The sequence below is a fragment of the Thalassoroseus sp. genome (genome assembly GCF_984380535.1).
Genome location: NZ_CFHRBF010000028.1, coordinates 37,838 through 55,440 on the forward strand (window position 1 = coordinate 37,838; position 17,603 = coordinate 55,440).

General features: G+C 55.4%; 10 protein-coding genes and 1 pseudogene. 9 read left to right on the forward strand and 2 right to left on the reverse strand.

Annotated features, from left to right (window positions below):
• Nucleotides 1-377: 377 nt before the first annotated feature.
• The 5 genes from AC5DDB_RS28265 (at nucleotide 378) to AC5DDB_RS28285 (ending at nucleotide 8,390) form a co-directional block, all read left to right on the forward strand.
• Nucleotides 378-923 carry a sigma-70 family RNA polymerase sigma factor gene (locus AC5DDB_RS28265; protein ID WP_491743122.1) on the forward strand — a complete coding sequence of 182 codons (546 nt, stop codon included), beginning with the start codon at nucleotides 378-380 and terminating at the stop codon, nucleotides 921-923.
• Nucleotides 920-2,557, forward strand: a complete 1,638-nt coding sequence (locus tag AC5DDB_RS28270) for a LamG-like jellyroll fold domain-containing protein (RefSeq protein ID WP_491743123.1) — start codon at nucleotides 920-922, stop codon at nucleotides 2,555-2,557. Before AC5DDB_RS28265 ends, AC5DDB_RS28270 begins: the two co-directional genes overlap by 4 nt.
• Nucleotides 2,502-4,544: a sulfatase gene (locus tag AC5DDB_RS28275; protein WP_491743124.1), complete on the forward strand. Its 2,043-nt coding sequence runs from the start codon at nucleotides 2,502-2,504 to the stop codon at nucleotides 4,542-4,544. Before AC5DDB_RS28270 ends, AC5DDB_RS28275 begins: the two co-directional genes overlap by 56 nt.
• Before the next feature lie 8 nt (nucleotides 4,545-4,552).
• Nucleotides 4,553-6,019, forward strand: coding sequence for a glycoside hydrolase family 28 protein (locus tag AC5DDB_RS28280; RefSeq protein WP_491743125.1), 1,467 nt, complete (start codon nucleotides 4,553-4,555; stop codon nucleotides 6,017-6,019).
• Between the two features lie 115 nt (nucleotides 6,020-6,134).
• Nucleotides 6,135-8,390: a sulfatase gene (locus tag AC5DDB_RS28285; protein ID WP_491743126.1), complete on the forward strand. Its 2,256-nt coding sequence runs from the start codon at nucleotides 6,135-6,137 to the stop codon at nucleotides 8,388-8,390.
• A 170-nt stretch (nucleotides 8,391-8,560) separates the two neighbouring features.
• Here AC5DDB_RS28285 and AC5DDB_RS28290 read toward each other — a convergent pair whose 3' ends face one another.
• Nucleotides 8,561-9,205 carry a TetR/AcrR family transcriptional regulator gene (locus AC5DDB_RS28290; protein ID WP_491743127.1) on the reverse strand — a complete coding sequence of 215 codons (645 nt, stop codon included), beginning with the start codon at nucleotides 9,203-9,205 and terminating at the stop codon, nucleotides 8,561-8,563.
• A 76-nt stretch (nucleotides 9,206-9,281) separates the two neighbouring features.
• On the opposite strand from AC5DDB_RS28290, the gene AC5DDB_RS28295 reads away from it, so the two are divergent.
• The 4 genes and pseudogenes from AC5DDB_RS28295 to AC5DDB_RS28310 all read left to right on the forward strand — a co-directional run bounded on the left by AC5DDB_RS28295 (nucleotide 9,282) and on the right by AC5DDB_RS28310 (nucleotide 15,702).
• Nucleotides 9,282-11,042: an efflux RND transporter periplasmic adaptor subunit gene (locus AC5DDB_RS28295; protein WP_491743128.1), complete on the forward strand. Its 1,761-nt coding sequence runs from the start codon at nucleotides 9,282-9,284 to the stop codon at nucleotides 11,040-11,042.
• Nucleotides 11,039-14,359 (forward strand): efflux RND transporter permease subunit, encoded by a 3,321-nt coding sequence (locus AC5DDB_RS28300; protein WP_491743129.1) that lies wholly within the window; start codon nucleotides 11,039-11,041, stop codon nucleotides 14,357-14,359. The genes AC5DDB_RS28295 and AC5DDB_RS28300 overlap by 4 nt, the downstream gene beginning before the upstream one ends.
• A 26-nt stretch (nucleotides 14,360-14,385) precedes the next feature.
• Nucleotides 14,386-15,336 (forward strand): annotated as a pseudogene (locus tag AC5DDB_RS28305) (SDR family oxidoreductase).
• Between the two features lie 216 nt (nucleotides 15,337-15,552).
• Nucleotides 15,553-15,702 carry a hypothetical protein gene (locus tag AC5DDB_RS28310; RefSeq protein WP_491743130.1) on the forward strand — a complete coding sequence of 50 codons (150 nt, stop codon included), beginning with the start codon at nucleotides 15,553-15,555 and terminating at the stop codon, nucleotides 15,700-15,702.
• On the opposite strand, the gene AC5DDB_RS28315 is transcribed toward AC5DDB_RS28310, so the two are convergent.
• Entirely contained in the window at nucleotides 15,696-17,429 is a 1,734-nt protein-coding gene (locus AC5DDB_RS28315) for an IS4 family transposase (RefSeq protein WP_491743131.1), read from the reverse strand. The two genes, AC5DDB_RS28310 and AC5DDB_RS28315, sit on opposite strands and share 7 nt — an antisense overlap.
• Between the last annotated feature and the right edge of the window lie 174 nt (nucleotides 17,430-17,603).

Consider the following 17,603-nt stretch of genomic DNA (forward strand, 5'->3'; position numbering starts at 1 on the left):
AGAGAGAATGTCGCCCGACGCAACTTTATCGATGGCAACCTGTGCCGGTTTTTCTGAACGGCGTCGGCGAACAATGAACGGCTAACCATTACCCATCCGGAACCGCAAAGAAACCGGCTGGGGCTACACCAAAATCGTTCAGGCTCCCAAATCAACTCGGTGGCTTTCCTTTTCCATAGTTGAAACCGGGACGCCCACCGGAACTCACGCAATTTCAGTTGTGGCCACATTTTAGTACCGCGCGCTGTGGCAACGTCTTTGTACCACGCGTCAGCTCGCGAGAGTCGTTCCTCGCTAATTCTGGAGTCATCATCTATTTTCCAGAACTGTGAAAAAGGATGTCCAGAAATTGGGCCGGGCTGCAGAGTACATGCATTATGCCTTCTGAAGACGAAGAATTTGCGAGCCACTCGCAACAGCAATTTATTCGATTGTTTCTGCAATCGGAGCGGGAGCTCGTTAGATACGTCATGGTGTTTGTACCCAATGTGGCTGATGCCCGGGATGTAATTCAAGAAACGGCCGCAGCGCTCTGGCAGAAATTCGATCAATACGATCCACAGAAACCTTTCGTGGCTTGGGCCTGCCGTTTTGCTTTGAATGAGGCCCGCATGTTCCTGCGTAAGCAATCGAATTACCAGAAGGTGCTGCCAGACGATGTTCTGGATGAATTGCAGGTGATCCGCGAACGGTCAACCGAGAGACTTGATGACCGTCGGGTTCATCTCGCTGATTGCCTGGAGAGACTGCGGGAAGGGCAGAAGGACCTGGTTCTGGCATATTACTTTGATGGCCTGACAATTGATGAGTTGAGCCGCAAACTTGGGCGAAACACTGAAGCCATCTACAAGTCTCTGCAACGCATTCGGCGTGGTCTGCATGACTGTATCAAGGGCAAACTGGCTGCCGAGGGCAAAGCATGAATCCAGCAAGCGGCGACCTTGGCGAATTAATTGACCTGTACCTGAGTGGGCGTGCCAGCGACCAGCAGGTCGACGTTCTGACCGAGCGAATGAGATCGGATGAAGCGGCCCGCGAACTATACGTTGAGATGGCGGACACCCATGCACAGCTGGCGGTTGATGAAACTCTGCATGCGTCTTCAGTCAAAACCGAGGCATCTGCAACCAGTTCGCGTCACAAACGGCGGAGTGCCTCGAGTGTTTCTCGGACAATGGTTGGCATTCTCGTATCGCTGGCGGCGGCCTTGCTGGTCGCCCTGGGATTGGGGGTTGGCCGCTGGATGAATCCATCGCCTGGTGAGGCTGAACATCCGAGACCGAGTATGGGCGTCGCAAGCTCTGACCCGACTAGCGAAGAGTCCGATGACGGAGTGGCCGTGCTGACGCATGTCGTGGATGCACGGTGGCCCGGTGACGATCCGCCACACGCTGGAAGGATCCTATCGCCTGGCACTCTGAAGTTGGCGAGCGGGTTGATAGAAATTGAGTTCTACAACGGAGTGCAGTTGCTGGTCGAAGGTCCGGCGGATCTGGAAATTCAATCCGTGGCAAGCGTCGTTTGTCGCGAAGGCAAGTTAAGGTCGCATGTGCCTCCGAACGCAACAGGTTTCAGCGTATTGACTCCGAAGTTTGAGCTGGTGGATCTCGGTACAGAGTTTGCCGTTGATGTCTCCAGCGATGGACGTTCCGACGTTCACGTCTTTGAGGGAGAAGTCGAGCTCTACCTAGCGGACGGAAAACGAGAGCCTAGTCACAAGGAGGTCCTTCTGGGCGGTAACGCTATGCTGTGGTCAGCGGAAGGAAAGAAAACGCCTCGTGCCGCCATACCTGAATCATTCACTTCGTTCGCAGCCATTCGTGATCGAGAACAATCAGCGTCTGAAAAACGCTTTGAAAACTGGCGTAGGCGAAATGAGCAAATGCGTAATGATCCGCGAGTCGTCGCGCACTACGACTTTCAGGCAGAAGACGCCATTTTGCCTGACGGCAGTGTGTCAGAGGCTCACGGAACCATTGTCGGTTGTGAGTGGACGACAGGGCGATGGCCCGGCAAGCAAGCTTTGGAATTCAAACGTCCGGGCGACCGAGTGCGAATCGATGTCCCCGGCAAATTTGACTCTTTGACCATCGCCGCCTGGGTGAGGGTTGATGCCCTTCCATCGCGGCTTCAGTCATTGCTGTTGACCGATGGATTTGAAGTGGGACACCTTCACTGGCAAATCGGCGGCCCTCGGGGTGATCTGCGGATCAGCGCCAGGATATCCCAGGCTGATCATCGGAACGCGCGGTACGTTTCTCCCCCGGTCTTCACGCCTCGACAGCTAGGCGTTTGGAATCACGTCTGTTCGACGTACGACCGAGCGACGCAAACGGTCACTCACTCATTCAATGGAAGACGCGTGTTTTCCAAACCGTTTCGGGTCGATCAACCGATTCAAATTGGCATGGCCGAGATCGGGAACTGGGTCGTCCCCAAACGCCCGAAGAGTCTGGCAATTCGTAACTTCGTTGGTCGAATGGATGAGCTGACAATCTGGAATGCTTCGCTCGACGAGCGCGAAATCGTGGATGTCTATGAGGCTTCACGCCCTTGATAGACGGAGCTCGCGGCATCACAGAAATAGCGACAACAAGAAACTTTCAAAGAATCGAGCAGCAAGAAGCATCTGGCCGTCTCAACTGATGCAGACCCTTGGAAATCGTTTTATGAAATACAAACAGACCATCTTCGTTTGCGCCACACTTATTTCATACGGCGCAGTTACAGCGGAATCTGCGGAAAGCGAACGCCCGCCGAAACCCAATGTCGTGCTCCTCGTTTCCGACGACCTCGGATGGCAGGATGTAAAGTGCTACGACGTCGATGAGGCCTCCGCGTATGATACGCCATACTTGGATGCGTTTGCCAAGAAGTCGGTCCTGTTCAGACAAGCGTATTCGCCTGCTCCGACATGCTCGCCGTCCCGCTGCGCGATCATGAGCGGCAACCACCCGGCACGCGCCCAAAAAACGCATGTCACGGGTGGGAAACCACCAGCGGCGCGGGGGACCAAGGGCAAAATGATGGAACCCTGGTATAGCGGACGTATGCCGGAAGGCACCTTCACCCTCGCGAAAGCAATGAAGGCAAACGGCTATGCCACGGGGCATGCCGGAAAATGGCACATTGCAATCAGTCATCATGCGTTCCCGCAGCCGGGTGACGTGGGTTTCGATTACACCCGCTCGAATCGCGGAGCTCACAGCACCAAGGGGATGGAGAATCGGCTCACAGGTTTTGCCACCACTGCGGCAGATGATCCATTTCGACTGGATGAGAATGGCTTTCCCTACCACCAAAATAGCGAAGATGCGCTGAACTTTCTGCGGAACAACAAACAGGAACCCTTCTTCTTGTACTACTGCACCTGGCTGGTCCACTCGCCAGTGCTCACGCGCTCCGAAGCACTACTCAATAAGTACGCTGAACGTATGGGAGTCGAGCCGAGCCACAAGCGAAATCCTGGCAAGGGTCAGAAGAATCCATTCTACGGAGCCATGGTTGAATCCCTCGATTATTACATGGGGAAAATCTTCACCTATTTGGAAACCACACCGGACCCACGTTGGCCGGGGCACATGTTGAGCGAGAACACCTATGTCATCTTCACCTCGGACAATGGTGGCAGCACGAAGTACACCGACAACACACCATTGGATCTCGGTAAGTCTTCTGCGAAAGAAGGCGGAACTCGCGTGCCATTGCTTATTGCCGGCCCTGGAATTCCGCAAGGCGTGGAAACCGACGTTCTTGCCAATGGCCTCGATTTCTTTCCGACAATCCTGTCGCTGACCGATTCCAAATGGCCGGAAGACAAGCATTTCGACGGGTGTGATCTCGCTCCACTGCTACTCGGTGACCCGACCGACTCGTCGCTCGTCAAGCACGCAGATGGTTCGGTGCGCGAGACCATGATGTGGCACTTTCCCCATGGCAATGATATGCGGAGCACCTTGATCGCTGGAGACTACAAGTTGATCCGCAATTACAACCATTTGGTGGTCGATGGCAGGCCGCAGTTCGAGCTTTACCAACTGAGCGATTCGACCGCAGGCAAACTGCGGCGAGTCGATCTCGAAGAGGCAAAGAACCTGGCCACAACGATGTCGGAAAAGACTCGCCAGCTAAATCAAATGCTTACCGAGCTTTTGGTCGAAATGGATGCGAGCTACCCGAGTTACAGCCCGGTATGTATTACAAATCTCCCGAACAAAGAGTTGGTTCCCACAGTGACCAAGGTGCAATCAAAGGGCGGCACCGTGCGCGTTGAATATCGAGAGAACGGTGCCAAGGTGCAGCGATGCCAATTGATATACACCCTCAACCCCGGCGACGAATACGAAGAGTGGTTTCGCGTCATTATGAAGCCCGCAGGCAAGGATGTCTTCACGTCTCAACTTCCCACGGGCACCACCCATTTCTTCATTAACCTGATCGACGAAAACCAGTTTCTTGTCAGTTACCCGGAAGTCGTCGCCAGAGGGAAGTCTTTTACCGAAGCCGCACTTCATGTTCAAACAGAATCACGAAACGCGAATTGAGAAGCAGAATGAAGACCAGAATCCAAACACTACTGCTGGCGATCATCATTCCGCTGGCGTCGACTCAGACATTCGGAAGTGACACACAGGCCGCCGCGAAAAGCGGCGAACGGACGACGACCGCAAAGTTAATCAACGTGAAAAGCCATGGCGCCATCGGGGACGGCGTCGCAATGGACACGAAAGCGATCCAGGACTCCATTGACGCTTGTCATGGTGCGGGCGGTGGGATCGTTCGCGTGCCTCCGGGAGACTTCCAAATCGGAACGGTCGAGCTGAAAAGCAACGTGACGCTCTCGCTGGACTATGGAGCCAAGTTGCTGGGGAGCACGAATGAATCCGACTATCGGACCGAAGGGGTTGATGATCCCAGGGAAGGCGGGCCGCATTGTTTGATTTATGCCAGGGGCGCGAGCAACATCGCCATCGAGGGGATGGGCGTCATCGATGGTCGAGGGACGCCTGAGAATTTCCCTCGACTCAGATCAGGCGGCAGAAACCGAGGTTTTCGTCCCCGTCTGCTACGCATGGTTGACTGCGACGGCTTGACGTTCTCTGGGCTCACCTGGAAGCGACCAGCCTTCTGGGGACTGCACCTGATCGACTGTAAAAACATTCGCTTCAATGCGGTCACCGTCCGATTTCGCAACAACAATTACAACAATGACGGACTCGACATCGATGGGTGTGAGAACGTCCTCATTGAAAACTGTGACATCAGTTCCGGGGATGACGCGATTTGCCTGAAGAGCTCGAAGAACGCTTGTCGGAACATTGTCGTGCGTGGATGCAAGGTCGACAGCAACACGGCGGCATTGAAATTCGGAACGTCGTCTCGAGGTGGGTTTATCGATGTTCGTGTCACCAATTGTTATTTCTTTGACTGCCCCATGGGGGCCATCAAGCTGCAGTCGGTAGACGGCGGACACCTGGAGAACATCGAAATCTCTCGAGTCGTGATGGAAGATGTCGGTTGTCCGATATTCCTTCGGTTAGGCGATCGGGGGAATTCGTACGATAGCGACAGTAGGAAGTCACCGGTTGGAACCTTGAAGAACATTCGCATCAGCGATGTGGTTGCCGAGGTAACGATAGAGGATCGAATGAAAGCGACTCGGGCGGCGTATAAGAATCTTAAAGTGGATACGACACCCGGCGTGACCGACTCCGAAAAGTCGAAAGCAGGTCCGATCATGATCACGGGAATTCCAGGGCACTACGTTGAAAACGTCGTCTTGGAGAATGTCGAAATCTCATACCCCGGCCACGGTACAAAGGAAGATGCACAGCGTGAGGTGGCCGAAGACATTGATCGCTATCCAGAGCAGTTCTTCTTCAGCGTATTGCCCGCTTGGGGAGCCTACGTTCGGCATGCCAGGAATATCGAATTCCATAACGTCGCGTTGACTCTCCGCGACACGGACGAAAGAAGGAAGACTGTGTTGGACGATGTCGAAGGTTTTGTGGAACGTTGAACGGTTCTTTTTAACAAAAGAATTGCCGGGGAGCTCTTGGATAGGGATTCCTCCCCACAACCCCACGATGATGTACTGCGACCGCAGCTTGGAGTGATTTAGAAAAGATATGAAAATGACCATGCTTGATAGTTTTGCGCGTTCATTCTCAAGCAAGCTCGCGTATGGCCTTATGTCTATGCTGTTGCTGCACACAGCGAAAACTGCGATCGCTGAGGATTCGCAGGCACGGCCCAAGCCGAATATCGTGCATATCCTGACGGACGATTTCGGATGGCAGGATCCAGTCTGCTTTGATGTCGACGGTGATACGCCCTTCGAGACGCCAAATCTGGATAAGTTGGCCGCGAACGGTCGCAAGTTCGTTCAGGCTTATGCTCCGGCTCCCACGTGTGCGCCCTCACGGGCCGCCTATATTTCCGGGATGTATCCCGCCCATACAGGGATTTATCACGTCTTGGGCGGCAAGGTTCCCAATGCGGGAGGGGGGAAAAGCTCACCCACTTATATTACGCCGTTTTATCGTTACCGATTGCCGCTGAGCGAGATGACGATTCCGAAGGAATTGAAGAAGGCCGGATATGTGACTGCGCATGTTGGGAAATGGCATGTGGGCGGTCGCAGCAATGGCTATCCGTTTCCGGGCAACTACGGCTTTGACATGAGTTACACCGAAGACGTCGATAAGCGGGCAATCTATTATCCGGATCCGGATATCTGGGGACCTAGGAAACAGATCCGTACTCAACACAATGGTCTTGCTGAAGCCATGAAGCCGGATCGATTGTCGGCTTTTGCGACGAACAGCCCCCACGATCCCTTTCAGTTGGATCAGGACGGGCGGCCTTTCGACAAGACACTGGACGTGGCGATGAAATGGCTGAAAAAGCACCACGATCAGCCCTTCTTCCTGAACTATTGCACTTACTACGTGCACTACCCGATTCAGACTCGCAACCGCAAGCTTCTTGAGTACTACTGTAAAAAGATGGGGCAGGAGTTCCCCACGGATCCGGGCCTGTACAACGTTGGCGCCGAGGGCAAAGTCAATCCCTATTACGCGGCGATGGTCGACACTCTCGATTGGATGATCGGCAAGGTGATCACCTCGCTGGAGGAAACCGATGACCCACGCAATCCCGGTCACAAGCTGATCGACAATACGTACATCATCGTTAGCTCAGACAACGGTGGCTTGAGAGAAAGACTCCGTGAGCCCATCACAGACAACTCGCCCCTGCGAGGTGGCAAGCACTACCTCTCTGAAGGAGGCGTACGCGTCCCTTTTATTGTCAGTGGGCCAACCATTCCCAGGGACACGGTTTGCGAAACACCGATTTCACTGGTCGATCTTTACCCCACTTTTGTCGACATGGTCGGACTTGAACCGTTCAAGAATCCAAAACTAGACGGTTGTAACATCTTGCCGTTGATGGAGGGCAAGGACTCGGTGGCTCGATTTGCCGATGGAAGCGAGCGAGAGAGTATTCACTTCTACTATCCCAACGGTCCCCACTCCAGCAGCGCGATGCGCAAAGGCAACTGGAAGGTCTATCGCAATCTGGCGCCGGGCTACAACAGATCTCCGACCGTTGCTCTGTACCGACTCTACCATGACGACGGCTCTTTCGCAGATATCGGTGAACAGAACAACCTGGTCGAGTCAATGCCGGAACTGGCCAATGAGTTGTTGGCGGAAATGGATGCGTTCAACAAGAGTGCGGGAGTCACGCTGCCGTACAAGAACCCGAACTCGTCCAAACCGTTGCCCGGGCAGGATCAAGTTCCGGCGGTAGTGCAGCGAGGGCAGGACGGCTCTCAGGTTTGGGTTACCTTGGAGACCGGGATGAACAAGTCACCGATTGCCGATGCCACGCTGCTATACACGGTCAATGGGGGCCCCTTTGACTACTCCGGCGGCCGTCGTGAAATGTGGTTTCAGCTACCGGCAGAGATCAACGGAAATCGCATCGAGGCGACCGTCCCGCCCGGCACCACGCATGCCGTCTTCTGCCTCGTCGACGCCCAAGGATTCCTGGTTGATTCCGCATTGAACGCTTCAAACGATTCTGCTGCCCGCTCGAATTCAGCGGCAATGAATGACAGTTTCGCATATCGGCCAGGTTTGTTCGCGTTGATTGAGTTGGGTCGAGACTGTATGGCTGAACTGAAACGCCAGGGCAAGTCTGATGCGAGATTAAAACAAAGTCTGGCTCAGGCTGTGAAGCGATATGACGCGGAAGATGTGACCGAGAAACAGTACCACCAGGCGATCCGTGGACTGCGACACTCGATACTGAACCTGAAGGGGACGATCCCTCATGCAGACAACGAGTATTTGAACCTGTTTCGCCAAGGTGACGCTTTCTGAAGAACAGGTGCACCTTATCTGAGACTAACAATGCGGCGAGGGTAGTGTTGTTGATGCTGGGCGCAACTGCTAATCACGTGAAAGCTAAACACAAACTCGGCCAGATCGCACCCTCGATTGTCGTCATGGCTCTCGAATTCAGCATTCAGTTCGCTGCACTTGGTCAGACTCTAGCCCACTTCGTATCTGCTGAGAAACATCTCGACCGTGCGTGCGACAATCTGATTTCGTTTGCGGCGTGAGGGCGGGGGTTCGCCGTGGACTATCGCTGGCCAGAATGCAAACGTCCGCAGCAGGCCGACGAATTGCATCGCCGCGAACTCCGCGTCGGCTTCGAGTAGACAGCCTGACGCCTGGGCCTTTTTCATCCAGGTTGTCACTCGCCGGATAAAGAATCGCGGATCGACTTGCTGACCGGCATTCGGCTCGCCCAGCACGCGGGACAATCCGGCTCGGGAAAGTGCCTGCACATCTTCCGATGTGAAAAAGTCAATTTCGGATTGGGCAAGTTCCGTCAACTGATCGACAAGATCACGCGAATCGTCGAACTCGCACTTCGGAAGTTGTTCGACGCGGACCTTCAACTCCTCAAGAATCGCGTCGAAGAGAGCTTCCTTGCTGTCAAAATGGTTGTACAGCGTCCGCTTACTGACCGAAGCGGCCTCAGCGATGCCGTTCATGCTGGCAGCGAAATAGCCATACTGCTGAAACGCCTCGACAGCCGCCTGCACGATCGACGCACGTTTACGATCGGTCAGTCGCTCCCGGGGCTCTGGCTCAGAAAGTACACTTTGCGGTTTACTTTTTTCTGACATGATATAAAGTATACCGTGCGGTTTACTTTCTTCAAGTCGCACAGGCTGCCTGTGCGACCTATGCTTAGAGCAAGTTATGCGATTTCAGAAGTACCATTTTATCGTCTTGGCACCTTTGTGCATATGTGGTCTTGCAATCACCGGGTGCACTCAGAAGAACGACGAATCCGTCTCGCCCGCAAAACCTCCTAAGCCCGTTGCGATCGCTGTGTTGCGGCGATCGTCCCCGACCAACGCGCAGTTCGTCACAGGTTCCGTTGTGCCGTGGAAATCCGAGCAGATCGGATTTGAGGTTGCCGGACGCGTCGCCGAAGTCATCGAACCAAACGAGCTGGTGACGCCACAAATCGGTAGTGAGGCCGATGAACAGGCACCTGATGCGACTCCGCTGGCCCGTCTCGATGATGAAGAATTGAAAATTGCCGTCGAATCGGCACAAGCCAGCGTCGAAGTTGCGAAGCTGAACCGCGATGCCAATCTGGTGATCATTGAGCAGCAGTTACCCGCCCAGATCGAATCCGCAAAGGCCGAGGCCGAACTCGCTGACATCGAGTTGAGCCGCGCGTTGAAGCTTTCCAACCGGAATGCAATTTCACGCTCGGAACTCGACGCGGCGCGAACCAACGCGGCGACCGCGAACTCGCGATTGGCCAGTTCCAATGCCGAGTTGGCTCAGGCGAAAGTCCGCCAGCTTGCTCTTGAAGCACAGATCCTACAGGCCCAGCAACAGCTTTCTGAAGCCCAACGCAGCCTCCGAAACGCTGTGCTGTTCAGCCCGTTTCCCGGTCAGGTTTCACAGATCCACGCGGTTCCGGGCACTTATGTCAAAGAAGGCGATCCGGTGGCGACCGTGCAGATGATGGATCCAATGACCATCGAATTTGAAGTCACTGCCCACGACTCTCGCCGCTACCGTCGCGGTGACATGTTGCCGGTTCACGTCACCGATGGCAGCGGAACGTCTCGACAGCTGAGTGGCATGGTTTATCGGGTCGACACTGTGGCTGACCCGGCAGCAAGAACGTTCACGGTGACGATGCACGTGCGAAACGAGATCGACGAATCCGCGGACAACTCGCCAGACACCAACGAACCGATTGCATGGACAGATCAAATCACACCGTTAAACATTGGCCCAATGATTACCGGCGACCGGCGACAACTTGTCGTTCGCGAAGCGGTTCATACGATCGACGGCGAGACGTTTGTCTGGAAAGTGACTAATCGTCGCTGGGGAACTCCGTCCCCGCCGGGCGATCGTTTGCTTTCGGTGATTAAAGTCCCCGTGCGAATCACCAGCGACGTGATCCCCTATCTCGGGCGATGGAAGTTTGTCGCGATCGAGTTCACCGATCCCAAAATGAAGATGGATCTCGAACATGACCTGATTACCGGCAAACTAGACTTCAAGTCGGAGGGTTCAACACCGTCCGGCGACGCGGTCAATCAACGTCCGGATTTGGAAAACTGGGCCGGCTGTCAGGTCATGCTTGACGAACAACGCTGGCTTTTGCGGTCGGGCGATGTCGCGAGGATTTCGCTGACTCCCGACGAACCGACCGGTGGTTACTTCGTTCCGATGAAGGCCGTCCGCGAAGAACAAGGTCAGACCTTCATCCACGTGATTGATGAAACTGCGGGACACATGACCGCGCGACGCGTCTTTGTTGATATCGCCGAAGGTGAATCGGTCCTCGGTCAAACAGTCTTGCTGCGGATCACGTCGACTTCGCCTGAGGAGTTGCGTGAGGGAATGCTGGTCATCGTCGAAGGGACGCACTACCTGAACGACGGAGATCGCGTTGTCGTCTCGCCACTTGTAGGAGGCCAGCCATGAGAGACCTTCCCGAATTCGCAGTACGTCGCCCGACGATCACGATCACGCTGGTGCTGTTGCTGGTCGCCTGGGGCAGCCTCAGTTACTTCACCATGCCGCGTCGCGAAGACCCTGAATTCACGCTCAAAATCGCCCTTGTGACCACTCGGTGGCAAGGTGCGTCGGCGGAGCAAATCGAAAAACTGGTCACCGATCCGCTGGAAGATGCGATCGACGGGTTGGAAGAAGTCCGCTTGATACGATCAACGTCCAGCAGCGAACAGTCCGTCATCTTTGTCGAACTCGAAGACAACGTGCCAGGCGCGAGAGTGGACGACGCCTGGGACCGCGTCCGCGCCCGGATTCGTAATGTACCGATGCCCGACGAAAGCATCTCGCCGTTTTTGTTCGATGAATTTGCTGACACCAGTGTCCTGCTGTATGCCGTCCACCAACGCCCGCTCGATGGGGACTCGACCGTTGATCCGAAGTACGCCTACTCGCCGCGACAACTCGATTTGTATTCAGAACGAATTCGTGATTCGCTGCGGTTGCTGCCTGGCATTTCGCAGGTCGGTCGGTTCGGAGTTCAGGAAGAAGCCATCTACATCGAGACGGATGAAGGGAACTGGTCAACACTGGACCTGACGACGGCTCAGATTGAAGCTCTCGCCCAGTCGCAAAACATTGTTGCTCCAGGCGGAAGAATCGACGGCGAAGATGGCCGCTTTTACGTCAAGCCCAGCGGAGACGTGAGCGCAGTGGAGGCGTTTGATTCGTTGGTCGTCGGTGTCGTGGCGACTGGAAACGAATCGAGCGATGTAGGCGTCAATCAGGTTCAGCTCAAGAACATGGGATTGAACGTTCGCCGCGGCTACATCGACCCGCCGCAGCGCATTTGCCGCTACGGAACGCCGGAGTTTGAGACGCCGGCCATCATGCTTGCGGTGTCGATGAAATCCGGTGCAAACATCATTGACATTTGCGACCGTTCCAAAGAGAGCGTCGCGCAATTGCAGACCACGGGTGTGCTGCCGCCCGATCTCGCGGTGTCGATCATCTCAGATCAGTCCGACAGCGTGAAGCAACGAATACGTGAAGTCGGCGTGAACATCATTCAGGCAATTCTGGTCGTGGTCGTCCTAGTGTATCTGGTCGTGGGCTTTCGCACAGCGGCCGTCATGGCGGCCAACATTCCATTCGTTGTGATTTCATCGCTGGCGATCATCACTCTGTTCGATGTGCAACTGGAACAGATGTCACTGGCGTCGATGATTATTTCGCTAGGATTGCTGGTCGACAATGCCGTTCAGGTCTGTGATCAGAGTCGCACGAACCAGATCGCCGGCATGAACCCGCGCGAAGCGTCGGTTGCGGGTGCGAAAATGCTTGGCCCGTCGATGCTGAGCGGAACCGCAACGACGGTTGCCGCTTTCATCCCAATGTTGATCGCGATGGACGGTGCCAATCGCGAATTCATTTACAGCCTGCCGATCACGCTGTCAGTCATGCTGGCCGTCAGTTGGGTTCTGGCGATGACTTTCTGCGTCATTCTTGCCGCGTGGTTCATTCGACCGCCCAAGGACTTAAGTCGCCCAACTGCGCCACTGCCCTGGTTGATGAGCAGACTAGGAAACACATGGCGAAAGCTTCGAAGAAAAGGAAGTGAGGCGTCGAAGCAAGCCGAATCACAACGCGGTGGCTTCTACCGACTTTACGCCAGCGCCGTTGGATGGGCGCTGCGTCATCGCTTTGTCACGATTTTCGCATCCATCAGCATGTTGCTGCTGGCGACTCAGCTTCCGGTTTCGAGCGAGTTCTTTCCACTGACGCAGCGTGACCAATTTGCCGTTGAAATCTATCTGCCCGAGTCGGCTTCGATCGAACAAACCAACGAGGTTGCTCGCCGAGTCGAAGAAATGATCCGTGCCCTCAGTCCTCATGTTGATGCTGAAGGAAAGTCGCACGAACGCTTGCTCAACATGCGAACGATCATCGGTGGAGGCGGATCGCGCTGGTACCTTGCCTGGGAACCAGAGACCCTGAAACCGAACTACGCGGAGATATTAATCCACACAACCAGAGGAGAATTCACACACGACTTCGCCGAACAACTGCGTGTGGTTGCCAGACAGGGAGACGAAGCGTTAGGGCTTGCGCCGATCGCCGGCGCACGAGTTGTTCCCGTTGAATTGGCGCTTGGACCACCGGCGGATCCTGTCGTGTTACGCGTCATGGGTAACGGACTCGCTGACGCAAACGAACTCAGACGCATCGCGAATCGCGTCAAGTCGATTGTGGAAGCCGAGCCTGATACGTGGGATGTCAACGATTCGTGGGGCGTGTCCGGCCAGCAGTTGTTCGTCGACGTGGATTCCAATCGGGCCAGCCTTTCGGGGATTCGCAACGCGGAAGTTGCCTCAACGCTGGATGCTTATTATTCCGGCAAGCTACTGACGACGTATCGCGAGAGTGACCGCCAAATCCCGGTCTACTTTCGGTTGAATCCCGAAAGCCGTCAGTCGCTTGGCGATGTCAACAGCTCTCACATCGAAAGCCGCGCCGGCAAGATATCGTTGGCAGCCGTCGCGAGCGTGAAACCGCAATGGCGTCTAGAGACGATTGATCGACGCGACGGAAATCGAACGATCGAAGTCCGATCACGGATCAACTATGGCGCGTCAGGCAACGACATCACGACACGCGTCTTCAACTCCGAGCCAATGCAACAGCTGAAAGCCGAATTGCCTCCCGGATATCGCATCGAGATCGGAGGAGCTCTTGAAGAGTCGATGAAGGCTCAGTGGAAAATGTTCCGTTCGTTTGGCATGTCATTCATCGCCATCATTCTGTTGCTGATCTTTCAGTTCAACAGCCTCGCCCGCACTGCAATCATCATGGTGACGCTGCCGCTTGCGTTGGTGGGGGCACTATTCGGGCTATGGGTGACTGGCAACGCGTTCGGATTCATGCCGCAACTTGGCGTACTGGCGCTGTTCGGAATCGTTTTGAATTCAGCCATTCTGTTCGTAGAATTCGCTGACATTGTCATGAAAGAACGAACATCCGGGACCGATCAGCCACTTTCGCGCGAGGCTTATCACGCTGCCATCATCGACGCTGCACGACAACGACTGATGCCGATTTTTCTAACAACCGCGACGACCGTTGGCGGACTTGTTCCTCTTGCACTTGGCGGTGGACCACTCTGGCAAGGTCTGGCCTGGCTACTGATCTTTGGCTTGACCTTCGCCACCCTGCTGACGTTGTTCGTCATTCCCGTCCTCTATTCCTTCCTATCGCCCGCCGCTGCTCGTCTTAGCATTGCCCAGATTTAGCCTCCACAAGAGTTAAAGTTTTAACAATGACTGCCAAAAACAAAATTGGATCAAGAGGCTGGACGCCTGAGCGTCTCGGCTCACTCAAGGGAAAAACTTATGTCATCACCGGTGCCAACGCCGGTGCGGGATACGAAGCGACGCGAGTGTTCCTGTCCAAAGGTGCCAACGTCGTGATGTTGAATCGCAACGCCGACAGGTCAAACGCCGCCATCGCGACATTGAAAGATGAATTTGGCAGTGACGCCGAGGTGACCTTTATTCGCATGGACTTGGCGGCGCTAGATTCCGTGCGAGAAGCGGCGGCGGAAGTACTGAAAAAAGTCCCACGAATCGACGCGTTGATTTGCAACGCTGCCATCGCGCAGGTGCCTACGCAGCAGTTCACCGATGACGGCTTCGAAAGCCAGCTCGGCACAAACCACTAGGGTCACTTCCTCCTCTGCGGGCTGCTTTACGAGCGTATCGAGGAATCGACAGGCCGCATCGTTGTGGTCAGCAGCCTGGGCTACAAGATGGGGCTCAAAACGATCCAGTTCGACGACATGAACTGGGACAAGAACTACCACCAGAACAGAACCTATTGTCACAGCAAGTTGGCACAGATGATGTTTGCTTACGAGCTACAGGATCGTCTGGAAGCGGCAAACAAGGACGTCAAGGTCTACGTCTGCCACCCCGGTTCGTCGCGGACATCGCTCATCACCACCAGCGGCAACCTGATGACGAGGGTGATGTTTCGTCTCATGTCCGTGTCGCCGGTGGTTCAATCGGCGGAAAAGGGATCTTACCCGGAAGTGATGTGCGCGACGGAAACCGGTCTCGAGCAGCGGGCGTTTTACGGTCCCACCGGTTTCATGGAGATGATCGGTCCCGTCGGCAAGGGCACGCTGCAACCCTACGCGCACTCTAAGCCGGTCATGCAGCGGCTTTGGGACCTCTCGAAAAAGGAAACCGGTTTCGAGTGGACGATTTAACGAATCGAGAACTAAAAAACTAAAATGTGACAACTAGAAATAGGACACAACACGAAAGTGGTTCGGAATTGCATCTCGCGTACTGAGAAAACTTTACCAACAGGACTACGAAATGCAACCAAGGAACAAATCATAAACCGAAATGCTCTCTCACTGATCGTGCTACTTGTCGTCACTCCTTCGGCAATTGCTCAGGATTCAGCCACTGAGCGATTGATGCGGCAGAACGAACAGTTCCAAGAACAGATTATCGAAGTCGCCGACAACGTTCATATTGCCGTTGGCTACAGCGTGTCGAACGTTTCCATGATTGTTGGCGATGACGGAGTCGTGCTCGTTGATATCGGACCCTCAGGCTGTCACTGATCGCTACGACCGGCAGTACCCGCAAGCTTCTTAAAGCGCCAGCGTTGCTTTTCCCAGTTTGGCTCTGCAGCGATGGGGCGGATTTGACGCTCGGTGATGGGCGCTCGGCCGTTGAAAAAGGACTTTAGGAAAAGCAGCTCTTCTTGAAGATCGGGGGCGAGGTTGCAGAGGTTCATGATCTGGCTCAGACGTGCTCGTGTGACTTGGCCGGCTCGCGCCAAGTCGGCTTGCGATCGGAGGCGGCCCGATGCCAAAGCGTGGTCGAAATGGATGGCGATCGCCATCAGCCGTGACAGTCTTGGCAGTTGGCCCGTTCTGGGCCGCGGTCTGTTGTTTACACACAACTTGAGTTGGGGCCGAAAGTGATCCAGGCGGTGGCGAAGTCGAGCATTCTTCGGAGGCCGATCCAGATCGGTTGGGGACCGGCGGGTCGTTCGGGGCTGCGGTTGTTGTATCCTCCCAATTCGCTCGCCGAGGGACGGAGCGGTCCTCGGCAACGGAGTTTTTCGCGTCACGCACCAGACGGGTTTCCATTCGTGCTCGGCGAAGAGGTCCGTGCAGGGGCGGTTTGGCTGGGTGCGGTTTTGCCTCGTCAGATACAGCACCCGCCAGGCGATCACGTTGTAGAACGCCAGACAATTCTCAAGCCGAGCTTTGGTTTCCAGTTGCAACTTTTCCACGTGACAACCGGTTTTGAGCGTCCGGAAATACACTTCGATGCTCCAGCGGGCTACATAATGCTCCAGCACACGCACCAAGTCGTCGGCGTTGGCAATCGCCAGGGTTGTCACCAACAGCCAGGACACGTCGGTGCCATCTTGGGGCCCGTCGACTTCCTCGGCTAACACGACGTGGTGCCGGATCTGCGGGAGATGCCCTCGTGCATTGGGCGGCTTGACGGTGACTTCGAGCGCCCGCACCTCCAGCGTCGCTGGCCGAGCGTGGCGGAAGGGCGTCCGGCTGAGCGTGATGGCATGCCGGGTTCGCACCGGCGAGCGTCGCACGGTTTCGAGCACCTTGTGATAGGTTCGCCGACTGGCCTCGCGATGGCGTTCGGGAGTGCTGCGGTCCTCGTGAGCTCGAATCAGATAATCAGCTCGGGGCCCCGCCAAGGCCGCCGTCTGGGCTTCGACAAAAATGTCGTAGATGTCGGCTTCGCGGTCGGCGATGGAGACAATTTGAGTCTCCGGACAGGCTACGGCGATCTCACAGGCTCGCCGATAGCCTTCGAGCCAACGGAAACTTTCCTTCGCTTCGATCGGCTCATGCTTTCTGCGGACGCGTTTTTTCGGCTGACCGAACGAGTCGGCCGGGCGATCGAAATTCTGCGTGCCTACCACGCCGAGCGGCAACTGCTCGGTCGTCATCGCCAGTTGCACGTGATGATACATTCCCAACCGCCCAGGGGAATTTAAGCACCCCGCATCCCGGGGCGGATGCCTTGAATAATCCAGTTCGGTCGTGTCCTGAGCGATCAGCACCACCGGCTGAGTGCGAATCCGTTTGAGAGTTGCCTGCTGATGCGGTTGCAGAATCCGTTCGGGGGTCACGTTGGGGTTGTTGAAGAACCGATACGCCGCCTGAGTTTCCGCCCAGCCAGCCATCGCCCCGTTGATACTCGCCTGCGGATCGGCCGCCAGGGCCTCGATCACCTGCAGGCTCCGCTGGTTGAGCCGCTCATCCCCCAGATCCACCCCCCGCAACTCCTCCCCGATACCCTGAACCATGACTCCCTCCTCAGAAAAATCGCCTCCAAACTCCCTCAAGACAATTATCACCACAATCCGCATCCCAGACAGTCGAAAGTTGTGTGTAGACAACAGTCTCAATGCGGAGGCCGTGTACGTGAGGGCGATCCATCTTGCACGAGCCTCCTTTCGGTGCCGATATGCCTATCTCGC